Source organism: Aeromonas sp. OTU364 (assembly GCF_038440395.1).
Classification (GTDB): Bacteria; Pseudomonadota; Gammaproteobacteria; order Enterobacterales; family Aeromonadaceae; genus Aeromonas.
The window spans coordinates 148,677-166,019 of the sequence record NZ_JASATR010000003.1 but is presented as its reverse complement, the minus strand read 5'-3'; the positions used below and the strand labels follow the sequence as shown (position 1 = coordinate 166,019).

Below are 17,343 nucleotides of genomic sequence, written 5' to 3'. Positions count from 1 at the left end.
CTGCCCTCCCCATCGTCAGATCAACGCCCATAAAAAAACCGGCCACAGGGGCCGGTTTCTGATTCTCTACCACGTCAGCGCGGGATTAACCCAGACGCACGCGAGCGTTACGGAACATTCGCATCCAGGCGCCGTCCTCGCCCCAGTTGTCCGGGTGCCAGGAGTTCGCCACTGTGCGGAACACCCGCTCCGGGTGCGGCATCATGATGGTGGCACGGCCGTCCGTGGTGGTGACCGCAGTGATGCCCGCCGGAGCCCCGTTCGGGTTGGCCGGGTACTGCTCGGTGACCTGACCGCGGTTGTCCACGAAGCGCAGCCCCACCAGGCCGCTCTGTTGCAGCGCGGCAAGGTGAGCGGCGTCGCGCACCTCCACCCGCCCTTCCCCGTGGGAGACGGCGATGGGCATCACCGAGCCCGCCATGCCGGCGAAGAAGGCGGAGGGAGACTCCTGCACTTCCACCAGGCTGAAGCGCGCCTCGAAGCGCTCGGAGCGGTTGCGCACGAAGCGCGGCCAGAGATCGGCCCCCGGGATGAGGTCGCGCAGGTTGGACATCATCTGGCAACCGTTGCACACGCCCAGCGACAAGGTATCGCCACGCTCGAAGAAGCGCTGGAACTGCTCACGGGCCCCGTCGTTGAACAGGATGGACTTGGCCCAGCCTTCCCCCGCCCCCAGCACGTCACCGTAGGAGAAGCCGCCGCAGGCCACCAGGGTCTGGAACTCCTCCAGCTTGATGCGACCGGACAGGATGTCGCTCATATGCACATCCACCGCCGCGAACCCGGCGCGATCGAACGCTGCCGCCATCTCCACGTGGGAGTTGACCCCCTGCTCGCGCAGCACCGCCAGACGGGGGGAGACCCCGCGGGCGATATAGGGGGCGGCCACATCCTCGGACGGGTTGTAGGTCAACCTGGCCTGCAGACCCGGATCGGTGGCGTCCTGACGGGCGGCATGCTCCTGATCCGCGCACTCCGGGTTGTCCCGCAGGCGCTGCATCTGCCAGCTGGTCTCGCCCCAGAGGGTGCGAAGCGCAGTGCGGCTGGAGCGGTACACTTCGGTGCCGGCGCGCTGGAACAGGATGAGGTCATCTTCACGCACCGTGCCCAGCACGTGGGAGCAGGCCGCCAGACCGTGACCGGCCAGCAGGGTCAGCACCGCTTCCTTGTCGTCGCGGCGCACCTGGATGACCGCCCCCAGCTCCTCGTTGAACAGGGCCGGCAGCAGGTCGCCGCCGATGCGATCGAGCTGGATGTCGAGGCCGCAGTGACCGGCAAACGCCATCTCGGTCAGGGTGACGAAGAGGCCGCCGTCGGAGCGGTCGTGGTAGGCAATCAGCTTGCGATCCGCCACCAGCGCCTGGATGGCGTTGAAGAAGCCCTTGAGCTGGACCGGGTTGTCCAGATCCGGGGCGCTTTGCCCAAGCTGGCGATAGACCTGGGCCAGGGCGGAGGCGCCGAGGCGCTGTTTGCCGTTGCCAAGGTCAATCAGGATAAGGTCGGTCTCCCCGAGATCGGTCCGCAGTTGTGGGGTCACGGTATTGCGCACGTCCTCGACCCGCGCAAAGGCGGAGATGAGCAGGGAGAGCGGCGAAGTGACGCTGCGCTCTTCGCCGTCCTGCTGCCAGCGGGTCTTCATGGACATGGAGTCCTTGCCCACCGGGATGGTGATGCCAAGGGCCGGGCAGAGCTCCTCGCCCACCGCTTTCACGGCTTCATAGAGGCCCGCATCTTCCCCCGGGTGACCGGCGGCGGACATCCAGTTGGCGGAGAGCTTGACCCGCTTGAGGGAGCCGATATGAGCCGGTGCCAGGTTGGTCAGGGCCTCGGCCACCGCCATACGGGCCGATGCAGCGTGAGACAGCAGCGCCACCGGGGTGCGCTCCCCCATGGACATGGCTTCGCCGTGATAGCTGTCGTAGGTGGCGGCGGTGACGGCGCAATCGGCCACCGGGATCTGCCAGGGGCCGACCATCTGGTCGCGGTTGACCAGACCGGTCACGGTGCGATCGCCGATGGTGATGAGGAAGGACTTCTCCGCCACGGTCGGCAGACGCAGCACCCGATCGGCGGCGTCGCTGAGGGTGATGCCGTCCAGTTGCAGCGCCTTACCCTGGGCGGGCAGAGTCTGCACGTCGCGGTGCATCTTGGGCGCCTTGCCGAGCAGCACGTCCAGCGGCAGGTCGATGGGCTGGTTGTCAAAATGGCTGTCGGAGAGAGTGAGGTGTTTCTCTTCGGTGGCGGTGCCGATCACGGCATAGGGAGCGCGCTCGCGCTCGCACAGGGCCTTGAACAGGGGCAGCTTCTCCTGGGCGACCGCCAGCACGTAACGCTCCTGGGATTCGTTGCACCAGATCTCCAGCGGGCTCATGCCCGGCTCGTCGCTGGCGATGGCGCGCAAGTCGAAGCGACCGCCCCGATCGCCGTCGTTCACCAGCTCCGGCATGGCGTTGGAGAGGCCACCGGCCCCCACGTCGTGGATGAAGACGATGGGGTTGTCATCGCCGAGCTGCCAGCAGCGATCGATCACCTCCTGGCAACGGCGCTCCATCTCGGGGTTGTCCCGCTGCACAGAGGCGAAATCGAGGTCTTCGGCAGACTGGCCGGAGGCCATGGAGGAGGCGGCGCCGCCCCCCAGACCGATGTTCATGGCCGGGCCGCCCAGCACGATCAGGGCTGCCCCCACCGGGATCTCCCCTTTCTGGACGTGTTCGCTGCGGATGTTGCCTATGCCGCCCGCCAGCATGATGGGCTTGTGGTAACCGCGCACTTCGACGCCGTTGTGGCTCGGCACCTGCTCTTCGAAGGTACGGAAATAGCCGAGGATGGCCGGACGACCGAATTCGTTGTTGAAGGCGGCGCCACCGAGGGGCCCCTCCTGCATGATGTCAAAGGCGCTGACGATGCGGCTCGGCTTGCCGAAATCCTGCTCCCAGGGCTGCTCGAAACCTGGGATGCGCAGGTTGGAGACGGAGAAGCCCACCAGGCCCGCCTTGGGCTTGGCGCCACGGCCGGTCGCACCCTCGTCGCGAATTTCGCCGCCGGAGCCGGTGGCCGCCCCCGGGAAGGGGGAGATGGCGGTCGGGTGGTTATGGGTCTCCACCTTCATCAGGATGTCGACGCGCTCCTGGTGATACTGGTATTCACCGCTGGCGGGGCTCGGGAAGAAGCGGCCACCCTGGCTGCCTTCCATCACGGCGGCGTTGTCTTTATAGGCAGACAGGACATGATCCGGCGTCTGCTCGAAGGTGTTCTTGATCATCTTGAACAGCGACTTGGGCTGCTGCTCACCGTCTATGGTCCAGTCGGCGTTGAAGATCTTGTGACGGCAGTGCTCGGAGTTCGCCTGGGCGAACATGTAGAGCTCGATGTCGTTGGGATTGCGACCAAGCCGGGTGAAGTTCTCCACCAGGTAGTCTATTTCGTCATCGGCCAGCGCCAGGCCCAGCTCGATGTTGGCCGAGGCCAGGGCGCTGCGGCCACCGCCCAGCACATCCACCTGGGTGAAGGGGCGCGGTTCGTGATGGGCAAACAGGGCGGCTGCCTGGCTCGGCTCATCGAACACCACCTCCATCATGCGATCGTGCAGCAGGGCCGCGACCTCGCCACGCTGGGCTGCGGTCAGCTCGCCCTTGGCCTGCACGTAATAGGCAATGCCGCGCTCCAGCCGCTTGACCTGGTTCAGGCCGCAGTTGTGGGCGATGTCGGTTGCTTTGGAAGACCAGGGGGAGATAGTGCCGGGGCGGGGGGTAACGAGAAACAGCTGACCGCTGGGGGTGTGTTCAGGGATGGTCGGGCCGTAGCGCAGAAGCTGGCCCAAGGTCGCTCGCTCCGGGGGCGAGAGCGGGCTCGAAAGCTCGGCAAAGTGCACGTATTCGGCATAGACGTCTGCTATCTCTACTCCTCTCTGTGCGCAGCTCTGCAGCAGCTTGTGGACACGAAACTCAGACAGTGCTGGGGCACCACGCAAGATTTCCATATACCTTTCTCACCAAGTTTTAGAGTGTGGGGGGATTTGAGACGCGCGTATTATAGGGATCAGGCTCACCGCGAACAAACGTTTTTCTCATCTCCCACGATGTGACTCCCTCCACACTCTCTGGTATAAAGGTGCCTCTCTTTTGACAAATGCCGATTTTTTCAACAAGGGTACTCACCTACTTGCGCTGCATTTTTCGACTGTTTATCGGGATGTTGCTGACACTGGCCCTGGCCGGCTGTGACTTCTATTCCCCCTCCAGCCAGCTGGAGCAGATCCGCCAACGGGGCGAGATCCGTGTTGGCACCCTCTATGGTCCCACTTCCTATTACCAGCGTGACGACACCGCCCAGGGGTTCGATTACGAGCTGGCGCAGCACTATGCCGACTGGTTGGGGGTCAAGCTGACCATAGTCCCGGCCTACTCCACCGCCGAGCTGGTCGAACAGCTGCAAAAGGGCAAGCTGGATCTCGCCGCCGCCGCCATCGTCGTGACCCCGGAGCGGCGCAAGCTGTTTCGCTTCGGCCCCGGCTTCTACCAGGTCTCCCCCAAGCTGGTCTATCGCAACGGCTCCCCCAGGCCCAAGGATCTCGGCGACATCAAGGGCACCATAGTGGTGCCTGCCGGCTCCACCGGCGAGGATCTGATGAAGGAGATGGCCAGCCAGTACCCCAATCTGAGCTGGCGCATCAACCGGGACGCCGACGTGGAGGAGCTGCTCAAGCAGGTCGCCGACGGCGAGGTGGACTACACGGTGGTGCAGGACACCGTACTGGCCCGCACCCAGCGCTACTACCCCGAGCTCACCGAGGGGCTGACCCTCGCCAGCAAGCAGACAGTGGCCTGGGCCATGACCAAGCTGCCCGATGACAGCCTCTACGCCAGCATCATCGACTTCTTCGGCCAGCGCTTCATGGATGGCTCCATCGCCAAGCTCGACGAGAAGTACTTCGGTCACGTGCAGAACTTCGATTTCGTCGACACCCGCACCTTCCTCAAGCGGGCCAAGAGCCTGCTGCCCAAGTACCAGGCGCTGTTCCAGACCCACGCCAAGGAGATAGACTGGCGCCTGCTGGCCGCCATCAGCTATCAGGAGTCCCACTGGGACCCCCAGGCCCGCTCCTACACCGGGGTACGCGGCATGATGATGCTGACCGAGCCCACCGCCAAGGCGATGGGGGTGAACGATAGAACCCACCCTGAAGAGAGCATCAAGGGGGGCGCCCGCTACCTGCAGGAGATGATGAAGAAGGTGCCGGACTCGGTGCCGGCGGACGAGAAGGTGTGGTTTGCCCTCACCGCCTACAACATCGGCTATGGCCACATGATGGATGCCCGCCGCCTGACCAAGCAGCTTGGCAAGAACCCGGACGCCTGGAGCGACGTGAAAGAGGTGTTGCCCCTGCTGCAGCAGTCACGCTGGCATCGCAAGGTGCGCTACGGCTATGCCCGGGGTGGCGAGGCGCGCAACTACGTCAACAACGTGCGCCAGTACTACCAGAGCCTGCTCTGGCTCGACAACGAACAGCAGAAGGCCCATCGCCGCGAGGCCCTGGACGAGGACGACGGCAGCGAGCAGGCCCCCCCGGCACAGCGCCCCGCCATCATCGCCGAGGTGGTCAGCCAGATCATCACCCCCTGAGCCCTGCGGGGTGTGTCGTCTGGGGGAATTCTCTGTTACCATTCCCCCAGACCCAAGCCTGTCTGAGAGAGGCTTATTGCAATACATTCATCAACTTGCGATACCGATGGCAACCCATGTCAGGGAGCCGTCAGCGTCGCCGGGATGACCAGGGAGGAAAACCAGATGCGAACACGCAGAAGAGCCACGTTGACCAGAAAAACCAGATGCACCTGGAGCCCCAGACGCAAGCTGAAACTGGCCGACATGAAACGCAAGATATGGCACCGCAACCGCTCCTATACCTTGCTGATTGCGGAGCACACAGCATAAACCCGGCCAAGGCCGGGTTTTTTAATGTCTTTTTTATGCCTCGACTGGCGTCAGCTCAAACTGGACACTACGTTTTGAGACCAGGCTGTTGCAGTGGTTGCAGAAGTAATCCACCGCCCCGCAGGCCCGAAGCCGCTCAAGCTCATGCAGGCAGCTCGAGCACAGGGCCCGGATCCGGTAGCGGGCATGGCACTGGCCGCAGCTCGCCTCTGGGCTGCGGCTGTCCAGCTCGGCCTGGCAGGCCGGGCATGTCAAGAGACTCATGGTCATCTCCTCTCCAGGGCAGGCGCGCGGGGCTCGCCCCTCATCTTGCAGATAAAAAAACGGCTGCCACCAGGGCAGCCGTCAGGCTTATTTCTTGCTCTTGTTCTTGGCCTTGAGCAGGCGATCCCGTTGCCGCTCCTGGCTCAGGGTCAGGGTGTTCTTCTTGCCCTCGAAGGGGTTGACCGACTCCTGGAACTCGACCCGGATCGGGGTACCCATGATCTTCAGGGACTTGCGGAAGTAGTTGATGAGATACCGCTTGTAGGAGTCCGGCAGATCGTTCAGCTGGTTGCCGTGGATCACGATGCGCGGCGGGTTGTAGCCACCGGCGTGGGCATACTTGAGCTTGACGCGGCGACCGTTGACCATGGGCGGCTGGTGATCTTCCTGCGCCATCTGCATGATGCGGGTCAGCATGGCGGTGCTGGTACGACGGGTGGCGGACTGGTAAGCCTCGTTGATGGACTCGAACAGGTGGCCGACACCGCTGCCGTGCAAGGCGGAGATGAAGTGGACACGGGCGAAATCGATAAAGCCCAGACGACGGTCCAGCTCGTTCTTGACGTCTTCCTTCACCTTCTGATCCAGACCGTCCCACTTGTTCACCACCAGCACCACGGAGCGGCCGCTGCTCAGCACGAAGCCGAGGATGCTCAAGTCCTGATCCGTGATGGTCTCGCGGGCGTCTATCACCAGCAGGCAGACGTTGGCGTCCTCGATGGCCTTGAGGGTCTTGATGACGGAGAACTTCTCCACCGTCTCGTGCACCTTGCCGCGGCGACGCACGCCGGCGGTGTCGATGACCACGTACTTCTGCTCGTCACGCTCCATGGGGATGTAGACGGAGTCGCGGGTGGTGCCCGGCATGTCATAGACGATGACGCGGTCTTCACCCAGCATGCGGTTGGTCAGGGTGGACTTGCCGACGTTGGGGCGACCGACGATGGCGAACTTGATGGGCAAGTCGGCGAACGGGGTCTCCTTGGTATCTTCCCGGGTATCCAGGTCACCAGCGGCCACCATGCGCAGCAGGGCTTCTTCGTCGAAGTCCTCCTCTTCCTGCGCCTCTTCTTCGGCGGCGGCCTCGACCAGGGTCTCAAGGTGGGGGGCCAGCGCCAGCTCCAGCAGGCTCAGCACCCCACGACCGTGGGCGGCGGCGATCTGGTAGACCTCCCCCAGCGCCAGGCCGTAGAACTCGGAGACAGCGGAGTCACCGTCGATGCCGTCGGTCTTGTTGGCGACCAGGAACACCTTCTTGTGGGTCTTGCGCAGGTGCTCGGCGATGGCCTGATCCGCGGCGGTCAAACCGGCACGGGCATCCACCATGAAGAGCACCACATCGGCTTCCTCGATGGCCAGCAGGGACTGCTCGGCCATCTTCAGCTCGATCCCCTCCTCGGTGCCATCGATACCGCCGGTATCGACCACGATAAATTCCAGCTCGCCCAACTTCGCCTGGCCGTATTTACGGTCCCGGGTCAGGCCGGGGAAATCGGCAACCAGGGCATCCCGGGTACGGGTCAGGCGGTTAAACAGGGTGGATTTCCCCACGTTGGGGCGGCCCACCAGGGCTACTACAGGAGTCATAAAAGCCTCATTCTCAAGACGACAAAGGCTCCGGGTCCGAAGACCAGGAGCCGGATATTCAGATTGACGGGCGATCAGGGACGCTTGATAGCGTACAACTTGCCGCCACGGCTCTGCACATACAGGGTGTCACCGTCCACCAGGGGCGAGGCATAGAGACCACTGCTGTCGAGCTGCTGCATGGCCTTGATGGACCCGTCGGTCCGATCCAGCCAATACAGGTAACCTTCCACATCGCCGACCACCACGTAGTCACCCAGGACAACGGGAGCGGTCACGGTGCGGTTTTCCAGCTGGGTGTTGGACCACAGCTCAAGACCATTGCGACGGTCGACCGCAAACAGATGGCTGCGGCTGTCGGTCAGCACGATGGCATTGCCGGTGACCGCCATGTCGCGGTAGCCGGAATACTTGCGCTTCCATACCTCGTCACCCGTCATCAGCTTACGGGCCATCAGCTGGCCATTGTAGGCGATGGCATAGAGCTCATCACCGGCAATCAGCGGGCTGGCGTCCACGTCGACCATGCGATCCAGCTCGGTGGCGCCGCGCGGGTCGGCGACCTTGGACTGGCGCACCGGCTGGCCGTTGCTCAAGAGGGCGATGCCCACCTTGCCATCGGCACGGCCATAGAGCACGGCGCCGTTGGTGATGACCGGGGTGCTGGCACTGCGCAGGGTCAGGGGCGGCTGCTCTTCGGACAGGGTCCACTGCAGCTTGCCCTCATCGGTGTCGAGCGCCATCAGACGGCCAGAGGTGGTCAGCACCACCACGCGACCATCCTCGACGGCGGGGCTCGCCACCACTTCACCGGGTACAGTGGTCTGCCACAGCACTTCCCCGTTCGCTTCGTTCAGGGCGTAGACCACCCCGTTCTCGGAGCCGAGGAACAGCTTGCCGTAGCGGGAGACCAGACCGCCGGAGAGGCGGGCGCTGCGCTTGTCGGCGTTGATCGGCAGGTCTGCCAGATCCACGCTCCACAGGGTCTCGCCACTGTTGCGATCGAAGGCGGTCACATCCCCATCACGGGCGGCGGCATAGATGTGATCCTCTTCCACCACGGGTTGCAGCTGGGAGTAAAAATCGCCTATGCCATCCCCGACGGAGGAGGACCACTTGGTATCGGCACTGAAGGCGGACTCCACCACGGGCAGAGGCGCCATCGGGGTCAGGTCTTCCTCGGAGCTGAACAGGGAGCAGCCCTGCAGGGCCAGGGAGACTGCCATCCCCAGCGCCATTTTCTTGTACAGATTACGCATCCGGAGCCTCACCCGCAGTGACCGCTGGCAGCGCCAGATCGTCCATCTTCAGCTTGAGTTCGGCGCTGCTCTGCAGGCCGCCGGCATCGGCCGCCACCTGATAGGCGTCGCGCGCCTCTTCGGGCTTGCCCTGCCCCAGCAGGACATCACCACGCACTTCCGCCACCTGGGCCTTGAAGGCGTCGTTGTTGATCTTGCCAAGCTGGGCCAGGGCCTCGTCGGCCTTGCCCTGATCCTTGAGCACCCGGGCCAGGCGCAGGGCGGCGATGGGCTTGATGCTCTCGTCGCCGTTCGCAGCCACCTGGGTCAGTTGCTCGGCAGCCAGATCCAGTTTGCCCGCCTTGACCGCAGCCGCGGCCAGTTGCAGGGCGGCCAGCTCGGCATAGGCGTCGCCCTGATGGGCGCTGATGAAGCTCTTGGCCTGCTCAAGGGCGGCATCGTCCCCCTTGGCGAGCTGGGCTGTCATGGCGTTGTAAGCCTGAGAGGCGGCTTCCTGGTTGGTCTGCTGCAGCTCGTTGTAGTAACGCCAGCCAAAGAGGCCGACCAGACCGATCACGGTCCCGGCGAGTACCGAGGTGCCGTTCTCTTTCCACCAGCTCTTGATGACCTCAACCTGTTGTTCTTCAGTGGTATACACTTCCACAGCTTACTCTCCTTTAGCTGCCAGCAGGGCGATGGCGGCATCGACCGAGACGGTCTGTTGCTCGGCCTGGCCACGCAGATATTTGATGGTGATCTCCCCGCTTTGCACCTCGGTCTCGCCGAGGATCAGGGCAATGGCCGCGCCGCTCTTGTCGGCACGCTTGAGTTGTTTCTTGAAGTTGCCGCCACCGCAGTGGCTCATCAGACGCAGGTCCGGCAGGGCGTCGCGCAGCCGCTCGGCAAGCTGGAAACCAGCCTTTTCAGTCCCCTCGCCCACCATGCAGAGATAGACATCCACCGCCGGGCGGATATCGGCGTTGAGCTCGAGAGTTTCGAGCATCAGCACCAGACGCTCCATGCCCATGGCAAAGCCCACGGCCGGGGTCGCCTGACCGCCGAGCTGCTCCACCAGACCGTCGTAACGGCCACCGGCCAGGACGGTGCCCTGGGCCCCCAGGCTGCTCGTCACCCACTCGAACACGGTGAGGTTGTAGTAGTCGAGACCGCGCACCAGACGCTCGTTCACCTCGTATTGGATGCCGGCGGACTCGAGCAGGCGCTTGAGCCCCTCGAAGTGGGCCAGGCTCTCTTCGCCCAGGTGATCGAACAGACGGGGCGCACCGACCAGGATGGCCTGAACCTTCTCGTCCTTAGAGTCGAGCACTCGCAGCGGGTTGCTGTACATGCGGCGCTGGCTCTCTTCGTCCAGCTCGCTCTTGTACTGCTCCAGGTAGGCCACCAGGGCATCGCGATAGGCAGCACGTTCGCTGCTCTGACCCAGGGTATTGAGCTGCAGGGTGACGTGATCCTGGATGCCGAACAGACGCCACAGACGGTGGGTCAGCATGATGAGTTCGGCGTCGATGTCAGGCCCGTTGATGCCGAACAGCTCGACCCCGAACTGGTGGAACTGGCGATAACGGCCCTTCTGGGGACGCTCGTGACGGAACATGGGGCCCATGTACCACATCCGGCGTTCCTGGTTGTAGAGCAGGCCGTGCTCGATGCCGGCACGAACACAGCTGGCTGTCCCTTCCGGGCGCAGGCTCAGGCTGTCGCCGTTGCGGTCTTCAAACGTGTACATCTCTTTTTCGACCACGTCGGTCACTTCACCGATGGCGCGCTTGAACAGATGGGTCTGCTCGACGATGGGCATGCGCACTTCGCTGTAGCCGTAGCTGGCGACGACCTGGCGCAGGATCTGTTCCACTTTCTGCCATACCGGGCTCTGCTCCGGCAGGCAATCATTCATACCGCGAATAGCTTGGATCTGTTTTGCCACGTTGATACTCGAGAAAAAGAGGTAAAATTTGGCCGCATTATAGGGATTTTCGGCCCCGAGGTAAAATCAGGGTGCCCGGATGCGGGATGTAAAATCAACAACCTAAAGCCGGGGCCACCCCAGGTGGCCCCTCAATGGTTCAACCTTTGTCCACCTGGATCTGGTTGGCCGGATCCAGCATGGCCGCCCGGGCGCGGATACGGCGCTCCAGGGTCGGGATGAGATCCTTGTTGTCGAGCCTGTCGACCCGCTGGCCCCCCTCGTAGAAGGCGCTCTTGTTGGCGGCACCGGCAAGGCCGAGATCCGAGACCAGGGCCTCGCCCGGGCCGTTCACCACGCAACCGATGATGGATACGTCCATCGGGGTGATGATGTCCTCGAGCCGCTCTTCCAGGGCGTTCACCGTCCCTATCACGTCGAACTCCTGACGGGAGCAGGAGGGACAGGCGATGAAGTTGATGCCGCGGGAGCGGATGCGCAGGGACTTGAGAATGTCGAAGCCCACCTTCACCTCTTCCACCGGATCGGCCGCCAGGGAGATGCGGATGGTGTCACCGATGCCATCGGCCAGCAGCATGCCGAGCCCGATGGCGGATTTCACCGCGCCGGCGCGGAAGCCGCCCGCCTCGGTGATCCCCAGGTGCAGCGGCTGGTCGATCTGCTTGGCCAGCAGGCGGTAGGCACCGACCGCCAGGAAGACGTCGGAGGCCTTGACGCTCACCTTGAAGTTCTCGAAGTTGAGGCGATCCAGGTAATCCACGTGGCGCATGGCCGACTCGAGCAGAGCTTCCGGGGTCGGCTCGCCATACTTTTCCTGGATGTCACGCTCCAGGGAGCCGCCGTTGACGCCGATGCGGATCGGAATGTTGTAATGACGGGCACAGTCAACCACGGCGCGCACCCGCTCTTCGTTGCCGATGTTGCCCGGGTTGATGCGCAGGCAGTCGGCACCGTACTCGGCCACTTTCAGGGCGATGCGGTAGTCGAAGTGGATGTCGGCGACGATGGGAATGCGGGTCTGCTGCTTGATGAGCCGGAAGGCTTCCGCCGCTTCCATGGTGGGTACCGAGACCCGGACTATGTCGGCACCGACCCGCTCGATCCGCTGGATCTGCTCGACGGTGGCGGCGACATCCGTGGTCTTGGTGTTGGTCATGGTTTGCACCGTGATGGGGGCGTTGCCCCCAACCGGCACATTGCCGACCATGATCTGCCTGGATTGACGACGAATAATGGGGGATTCGTGAGCGGACATGGCGGACAGATTACTCCTGCGGCAGTGAGAAGCGAGCAGTCCGGCCGTTGTTGTAACGGCTCATGTCGAAGGACTTGCCCTGATATTCGAGATTGACCGCCATGGGCGCGCCAATGATGAATTTGAGTGGCTCGGGTCCTTCCAGCACAAGCTCGTCGTTCGCCTTCTTCAGACCGCTGAACAGGGTCTTGCCGTTGGCATCCTTGACATCCAGCCAGCAGTCGGCGGTGAAGCTCATCTTGAGCTGGGGTGCCTTGCCAGGTTCGGTGGCGACCGTCTCTGCCGGCACCAGGGTCGCCTCAGCAGATGAAGCCTCGGTAGACAGGGCCGCACTGGTCGCGGCAACGACGTCCGGCGCGGTGGCGGCGGCGTCACTCACAACAACGTCAGTTGCCACGGCGTCGGAGGCCACTGGCAATACGGGGTCGGCCACGTCCACCGTGGGCGTCACATTGGCGACCGAGACTGTCTGCGCCGTGCCCATTTCACTCGCCGCCAGGGCTTCATCCCCGGCGGAACGACGTGCCGTGCTCTGCCACCACCAGGCGATGGAGAGGGCGATCAGCACCAGGATCACCAGCCAGGTCACCACCTTGAGCCGACTGTCGTTGGCTTGCTGGCGGGAGCGGCGGGAGAAGCTCTGCATGTCGATGTTATCGGGCGGCGTCAGCCCCAGCTTGTCGTAGGCCGCGAGTATAGTCTCCTCGGGAATGCCGACCAGCTTGGCATAGGCGCGCAGATAGCCGCGAATGAAGGTGTGGGACGTATGCTTGTCATAGGTATCCGCCTCGATGGCGGCGATCAGGGTCAGACGAAGGTGAATGCGGGACGCAACCTGCTCTCGTGTCCAGCCAAGCTGTTCACGGGCGTTGCGCAGCAGCTGGCCTGGGCCCACTGCCTGGGAGTCGTCTTGAAAATCGTGTGGCTGTTCAGTAGTCATTGGCTAAGTAACGCTTGGCTTGTTGCGAAGTGGGATATTGCCTTACCAGCTCAGTCCCGAATTGGTGAAGTAATGCCGGTTTGTCCATGGCCTGAGCCAGCCTTAGCCGGAGCCAGAGGCTCTCCTCGTTTTCATCTGCCACTTCGGCAAAACGCACGAGATAAGACTGCACATCAGGCAGCTTGCCATCTTTCATGGAAAGCTCTGCCATGTCCAGCAATAACCTTGGATTGCGGGGATTATACCCCAAGGCCAGACGATAGTACTCGTTGGCCTTGTCATTTCTGTTATTTTGCATCGAGCAGAGCGCCGCATTCTCGTAGGTATCGGCGATCTTGACGTAATCTGGCTGGCTGACCGCCTGCAGGAATGCCTTCTCCGCCTCCTCGAAACGGCCACGGTTGCACAGGAAGGCACCGTAGTTGTTCATCGCGTCAGCATTGGTCGGATCCATGGAGAGCGCCTTCTTGTAGTTCTCCTCGGCCGCCTTGAAATCGGATACCTGCTGGTAGAAATAGGCGAAGCCGATGTAGACCTGAGGATTGCTGGGATCGTACTGGAGGGCCCGGTCAAGGTTGAACTTGGCCTGTTCGGCATTGCCCTGACGCAGGTATTGAATACCCAGATCGAGACGGGTCTGGGCAGCCGCCTTGAAGTCGGGACCCACTTCACGCTGGGTCGAATTCTGGCCAGCATAAGTGGTCTCGGTGACACAGCCAGGCAGCGCGCAGAGCGCTGCCACTACGATCAATGTACGGATATCCATTTCCTGTCTATACAATGGCTTAGCAAGTTAAACCATTTTGACGGAAATCCCATCCTGTTGCATCCGATTTTTCATGGTGCGCTTGGTGCGGTCGATCACCTCCCCCACCAGCTGGCCACATGCCGCGTCAATGTCATCTCCGCGGGTCTTGCGGACGATGACGGTCAGGCCGTATTCCATCAGTACCTTGGAGAAACGGTCTATGCGGCTGTTGCTCGGCTTGCCGAAAGGGTTACCCGGGAAGGGGTTGAAGGGGATCAGGTTGATCTTGCAAGGGGTCTCTTTGAGGACCTGCGCCAGCTCGTGGGCATGCTGCATGTCGTCATTGATATGATCGAGCAGCACATACTCCACCGTCACCCGGCCGCCATTGGCGTTGGATTTGGCCAGATAGCGGCGCACCCCCGCGAGGAAGGCCTCGATGTTGTACTTGTCGTTGATCGGCATGATCTCGGAGCGCAGCTTGTCGTTCGGCGCATGCAGGGAGATGGCCAGGGCCACGTCGATCTGGTCCCCCAGCATGTCCAGTGCCGGCACCACACCGGAGGTGGAGAGGGTGACGCGGCGCTTGGAGATGCCAAAACCGAAGTCATCCATCATCAGGCTCATGGCAGGCACCACGTTGGCGAGGTTCAGCAGCGGCTCGCCCATGCCCATCATCACCACGTTGGTGATGGGGCGCTTGCCACCCACTACCTTGGCGGCACGCCAGACCTGGCCGATGATCTCGGAGACCTTCAGGTTGCGGTTGAAACCTTGCTGGGCGGTGGAGCAGAAGGTGCACGCCAGGGCGCAGCCGACCTGGGAGGAGACGCAGAGGGTCGCGCGATCCGCCTCCGGGATGTAGACGGTCTCGACTTCCTGATCCCCGACCTGCAGGGCCCACTTTATGGTGCCATCCGCGGAGCGTTGTTCACGGCTGATCTCGGGGGCCCGGATCTCGGCAATGGCCTTGAGACGCTCACGCAACGCCTTGTTGACGTTGCTCATCTGATCGAAGTCATCACAACCGGAGTGGTAGATCCACTTCATTATCTGATCTGCCCGGAACGGCTTCTCGCCCAGCTCGACGAAGAAGGCACGCATGGCATCCCGATCGAGATCCAGCAGGTTGGTTTTTGTTTCGCTCATCAAGGGCCTCAGCTCACACACTTCATAAATTATCGGCTGACCTACGTCAGGGGGCGGCATTGTACAAATAATGGGTCTGCCTTTCCACCTGGAGAATAAGTGGATATTGACCGAATGACCAAAAAACAAAAGGGAGCCGAGGCTCCCTTGATGATCTCCTGACGAAAATCAGCCGCGCGGGCAGATCTCGGCGTCGGAGAAGAAGTAGGCGATTTCACGGGCGGCAGAGGCCGGGGCATCGGAGCCGTGCACCGCGTTGCGATCGATGCTCTCGGCGTAGCAGGAGCGCAGGGTGCCGGCCAAGGCCTCTTTCGGGTTGGTGGCACCCATGATTTCGCGATGACGGCGAATGGCGTCTTCCCCTTCCAGCACCTGTACCATGACGGGACCCGAGGTCATGAAAGCGACCAGGCCATCATAGAAAGGCTTGCCCTGGTGTTCGGCGTAGAAACCGGCGGCCTGCTCGCTGCTCAGGTGCAGCATCTTGGCGGCGACCACTTTCAGGCCGGCGCTCTCGAAGCGGCTGTAGATGGCACCGATCAGGTTCTTGCTGACCGCGTCCGGCTTGACGATAGAGAAGGTACGTTCGATAGCCATTGAGTTCTTTCCTTAACTACAGAGTTTTATTGTAGGAATCCATGTTCGGCGGCGATTATACGTAAACAAAAAACGAAATAACACACAAAAAAGCAACTTTTTATTAAACAAAAAATTCCTTGAAACAACATGGTGACTCATCTTGTGCCATGGCACTGAGAAAAAACGTGAGCTTGTGCACGATCGTCACGCTAACCCGCTAAAACCCTATCTATTGCTCATATTCCCAGCACCGTTGAAAAGGGCACCCCGAGGTGCCCTTTCGCCTTGTCATGCCCCTCGGCGCGTCTCCGCCAGCAAGGCATGGGCTATGGTGCGCATCCCCAGGGTGTTGGCCCCGGGGGCCCAGAGGTTGTCACCGTTCTCGCTGAAACAGGCGGCCAGATCCACGTGCAGCCAGCCCCGCCCTTCATTGCCGACGAAGCGGGAGAGGAAACCCGCCGCGTTGGAGGCGCCGCCCGGGCCACCGCCCGGCACCGGACGGCTGTTGGCCGTATCGGCATAGTGGGACGGGCACTGCTGGCGGTGCCAGGGCTCGAGCGGCAGCGGCCAGGCCGGCTCCTGCTCCGCATCCGAATAGGCCATGGCGCGGCTCACCAGCCCCTTGTCGAGGCCGAACAAGGCGTTGTAGCGTCCCCCCAGGGCCATCACGGCGGCGCCCGTCAGGGTGGCAGCGTCTATGATGAGGGGCGCGCCGGATTCACCGGCGAGCTGCAGGCCGTCGGCCAGCACCAGGCGCCCCTCGGCGTCGGTGTTGACGATCTCGACCGTGGTGCCGTTCTTGTAGGTGAGGATGTCGCCCAGCTTGTAGGCATGGCCAGAGACCAGGTTCTCGGCGCAGCAGAGGATGAGCTTCACCCGCTTGTCGAGGCCGCGCAGTATGGCCAGCGCCAGGGCGCCGGTGACGATGGCCGCCCCTCCCATATCATGCTTCATGGTGAGCATGCCCTGGGAGGTTTTCATGGAGTAGCCGCCGGAGTCGAAGGTGATGCCCTTGCCCACCAGGGCCGCCGCCACGGGGGCGTTGCGATCCCCGGTGGGGTTGTAGTCCAGCTCCAGCATCACGGGTTCGCGATCGCTGCCGCGGCCGACCTGATAGAGACCGACCCAGCCCGCCTGCTGCAAGGCTTCACCCTTGAGGATGCGATGGCTGATCCTGTCCGGCGCCAGCTCGGTGATGAAGGCCGCCGCCTCCACCGCCAGCTCCAGCGGTCCCAGCTGCTCCGGGGTCGCATTGGTCATCTCGCGCACCCAGCGCCCGCACAGCCAGCGCGCCTCCAGCTCCTCCCTGTCCTCTTCGGACGAGGTCGCCCACTGCAGCTCCACCTCGGCCTTGGGGGTCTGCAGTCCCTGGGCGAAGGCCCACTGCTGCTCGCGCTCCCAGTGACCACACAGGGCGACCTTCTGGATCCCCTGACCACAGAGACGGCGGGCCGCCTGCTGGATGTCCAGCAAGGGGGACGCCGTCACCAGGTGGATCACCATGCCATCGGCACGGTGGGAGAGCAGCGCCCCCTCGCCCCACTCGGGGGCGGCAAATTCACGGCTCAGCCAGATATTCATGCCGTCACCTCCTGCAACCAGCGGGCAATCATGGATGCGCAGGCCTGGCCTGCCGGCATCTGGCGCACTTCACGGCGCCACTCGTGATTCAAACAGATGTTCATGCAGCAACCTCCTGCAACC

At 62.8% G+C, this 17,343-nt stretch carries 13 protein-coding genes; 1 reads left to right on the top strand and 12 read right to left on the bottom strand.

Annotation, left to right across the window (positions count from 1 at the left end; all coding sequences use genetic code 11):
* Nucleotides 1–85: 85 nt before the first annotated feature.
* Nucleotides 86–3,979 carry a phosphoribosylformylglycinamidine synthase gene (gene purL, locus AAHB08_RS05185; RefSeq protein ID WP_342058323.1) on the bottom strand — a complete coding sequence of 1,298 codons (3,894 nt, stop codon included), beginning with the start codon at nucleotides 3,977–3,979 and terminating at the stop codon, nucleotides 86–88.
* Between the two features lie 149 nt (nucleotides 3,980–4,128).
* Here purL and mltF point away from each other — a divergent pair, with 149 nt between their 5' ends.
* Nucleotides 4,129–5,622 carry a membrane-bound lytic murein transglycosylase MltF gene (gene mltF / locus AAHB08_RS05180; RefSeq protein WP_342058322.1) on the top strand — a complete coding sequence of 498 codons (1,494 nt, stop codon included), beginning with the start codon at nucleotides 4,129–4,131 and terminating at the stop codon, nucleotides 5,620–5,622.
* A 345-nt stretch (nucleotides 5,623–5,967) separates the two neighbouring features.
* Here mltF and AAHB08_RS05175 read toward each other — a convergent pair whose 3' ends face one another.
* The 11 genes from AAHB08_RS05175 to pepB all read right to left on the bottom strand — a co-directional run bounded on the left by AAHB08_RS05175 (nucleotide 5,968) and on the right by pepB (nucleotide 17,220).
* Nucleotides 5,968–6,198, bottom strand: a complete 231-nt coding sequence (locus AAHB08_RS05175; protein WP_342058321.1) for a zinc ribbon domain-containing protein — start codon at nucleotides 6,196–6,198, stop codon at nucleotides 5,968–5,970.
* An 87-nt stretch (nucleotides 6,199–6,285) separates the two neighbouring features.
* A complete protein-coding gene (gene der, locus AAHB08_RS05170) occupies nucleotides 6,286–7,785 on the bottom strand; it encodes a ribosome biogenesis GTPase Der (RefSeq protein ID WP_025327228.1) in 1,500 nt (499 codons plus the stop codon).
* Nucleotides 7,786–7,859: 74 nt separating this feature from the next.
* Entirely contained in the window at nucleotides 7,860–9,044 is a 1,185-nt protein-coding gene (gene bamB, locus AAHB08_RS05165) for an outer membrane protein assembly factor BamB (RefSeq protein ID WP_342058320.1), read from the bottom strand.
* Nucleotides 9,037–9,687, bottom strand: a complete 651-nt coding sequence (locus tag AAHB08_RS05160; RefSeq protein ID WP_041205942.1) for a YfgM family protein — start codon at nucleotides 9,685–9,687, stop codon at nucleotides 9,037–9,039. The genes bamB and AAHB08_RS05160 overlap by 8 nt, the downstream gene beginning before the upstream one ends.
* Nucleotides 9,688–9,690: 3 nt before the next feature.
* The gene (hisS, locus tag AAHB08_RS05155; protein ID WP_342058319.1) at nucleotides 9,691–10,968 is read right to left on the bottom strand and encodes a histidine--tRNA ligase; all 1,278 of its coding nucleotides are present in this window, start codon (nucleotides 10,966–10,968) and stop codon (nucleotides 9,691–9,693) included.
* Nucleotides 10,969–11,107: 139 nt separating this feature from the next.
* Nucleotides 11,108–12,223, bottom strand: a complete 1,116-nt coding sequence (ispG, locus tag AAHB08_RS05150) for a flavodoxin-dependent (E)-4-hydroxy-3-methylbut-2-enyl-diphosphate synthase (RefSeq protein ID WP_005324272.1) — start codon at nucleotides 12,221–12,223, stop codon at nucleotides 11,108–11,110.
* Between the two features lie 10 nt (nucleotides 12,224–12,233).
* Complete coding sequence (locus tag AAHB08_RS05145; RefSeq protein WP_342058318.1) at nucleotides 12,234–13,163, bottom strand: RodZ domain-containing protein; 930 nt, start codon at nucleotides 13,161–13,163, stop codon at nucleotides 12,234–12,236.
* Nucleotides 13,153–13,944: a PilW family type IVa pilus biogenesis/stability lipoprotein TapF gene (tapF, locus tag AAHB08_RS05140; RefSeq protein WP_025327234.1), complete on the bottom strand. Its 792-nt coding sequence runs from the start codon at nucleotides 13,942–13,944 to the stop codon at nucleotides 13,153–13,155. The genes AAHB08_RS05145 and tapF overlap by 11 nt, the downstream gene beginning before the upstream one ends.
* 12 nt (nucleotides 13,945–13,956) lie before the next feature.
* Nucleotides 13,957–15,060 carry a bifunctional tRNA (adenosine(37)-C2)-methyltransferase TrmG/ribosomal RNA large subunit methyltransferase RlmN gene (locus AAHB08_RS05135; RefSeq protein WP_202045940.1) on the bottom strand — a complete coding sequence of 368 codons (1,104 nt, stop codon included), beginning with the start codon at nucleotides 15,058–15,060 and terminating at the stop codon, nucleotides 13,957–13,959.
* Nucleotides 15,061–15,228: 168 nt separating this feature from the next.
* On the bottom strand, nucleotides 15,229–15,657 hold the full coding sequence (gene ndk, locus AAHB08_RS05130; RefSeq protein WP_005324280.1) for a nucleoside-diphosphate kinase: 429 nt from the start codon (nucleotides 15,655–15,657) through the stop codon (nucleotides 15,229–15,231).
* Nucleotides 15,658–15,927: 270 nt separating this feature from the next.
* Nucleotides 15,928–17,220 (bottom strand): aminopeptidase PepB, encoded by a 1,293-nt coding sequence (gene pepB / locus AAHB08_RS05125; RefSeq protein ID WP_342058317.1) that lies wholly within the window; start codon nucleotides 17,218–17,220, stop codon nucleotides 15,928–15,930.
* Nucleotides 17,221–17,343: the final 123 nt, after the last annotated feature.

Excerpts from the sequence above, each read along its gene's own strand:
- bamB (WP_342058320.1), bottom strand. The coding sequence starts at position 9,044 with ATGCGTAATCTGTACAAGAAAATGGCGCTGGGGATGGCAGTCTCCCTG.
- pepB (WP_342058317.1), bottom strand. The coding sequence starts at position 17,220 with ATGAATATCTGGCTGAGCCGTGAATTTGCCGCCCCCGAGTGGGGCGAG.
- AAHB08_RS05175 (WP_342058321.1), bottom strand. The coding sequence starts at position 6,198 with ATGAGTCTCTTGACATGCCCGGCCTGCCAGGCCGAGCTGGACAGCCGC.
- ispG (WP_005324272.1), bottom strand. The coding sequence starts at position 12,223 with ATGTCCGCTCACGAATCCCCCATTATTCGTCGTCAATCCAGGCAGATC.
- AAHB08_RS05145 (WP_342058318.1), bottom strand. The coding sequence starts at position 13,163 with ATGACTACTGAACAGCCACACGATTTTCAAGACGACTCCCAGGCAGTG.
- AAHB08_RS05135 (WP_202045940.1), bottom strand. The coding sequence starts at position 15,060 with ATGAGCGAAACAAAAACCAACCTGCTGGATCTCGATCGGGATGCCATG.
- purL (WP_342058323.1), bottom strand. The coding sequence starts at position 3,979 with ATGGAAATCTTGCGTGGTGCCCCAGCACTGTCTGAGTTTCGTGTCCAC.
- ndk (WP_005324280.1), bottom strand. The coding sequence starts at position 15,657 with ATGGCTATCGAACGTACCTTCTCTATCGTCAAGCCGGACGCGGTCAGC.
- der (WP_025327228.1), bottom strand. The coding sequence starts at position 7,785 with ATGACTCCTGTAGTAGCCCTGGTGGGCCGCCCCAACGTGGGGAAATCC.
- mltF (WP_342058322.1), top strand. The coding sequence starts at position 4,129 with ATGCCGATTTTTTCAACAAGGGTACTCACCTACTTGCGCTGCATTTTT.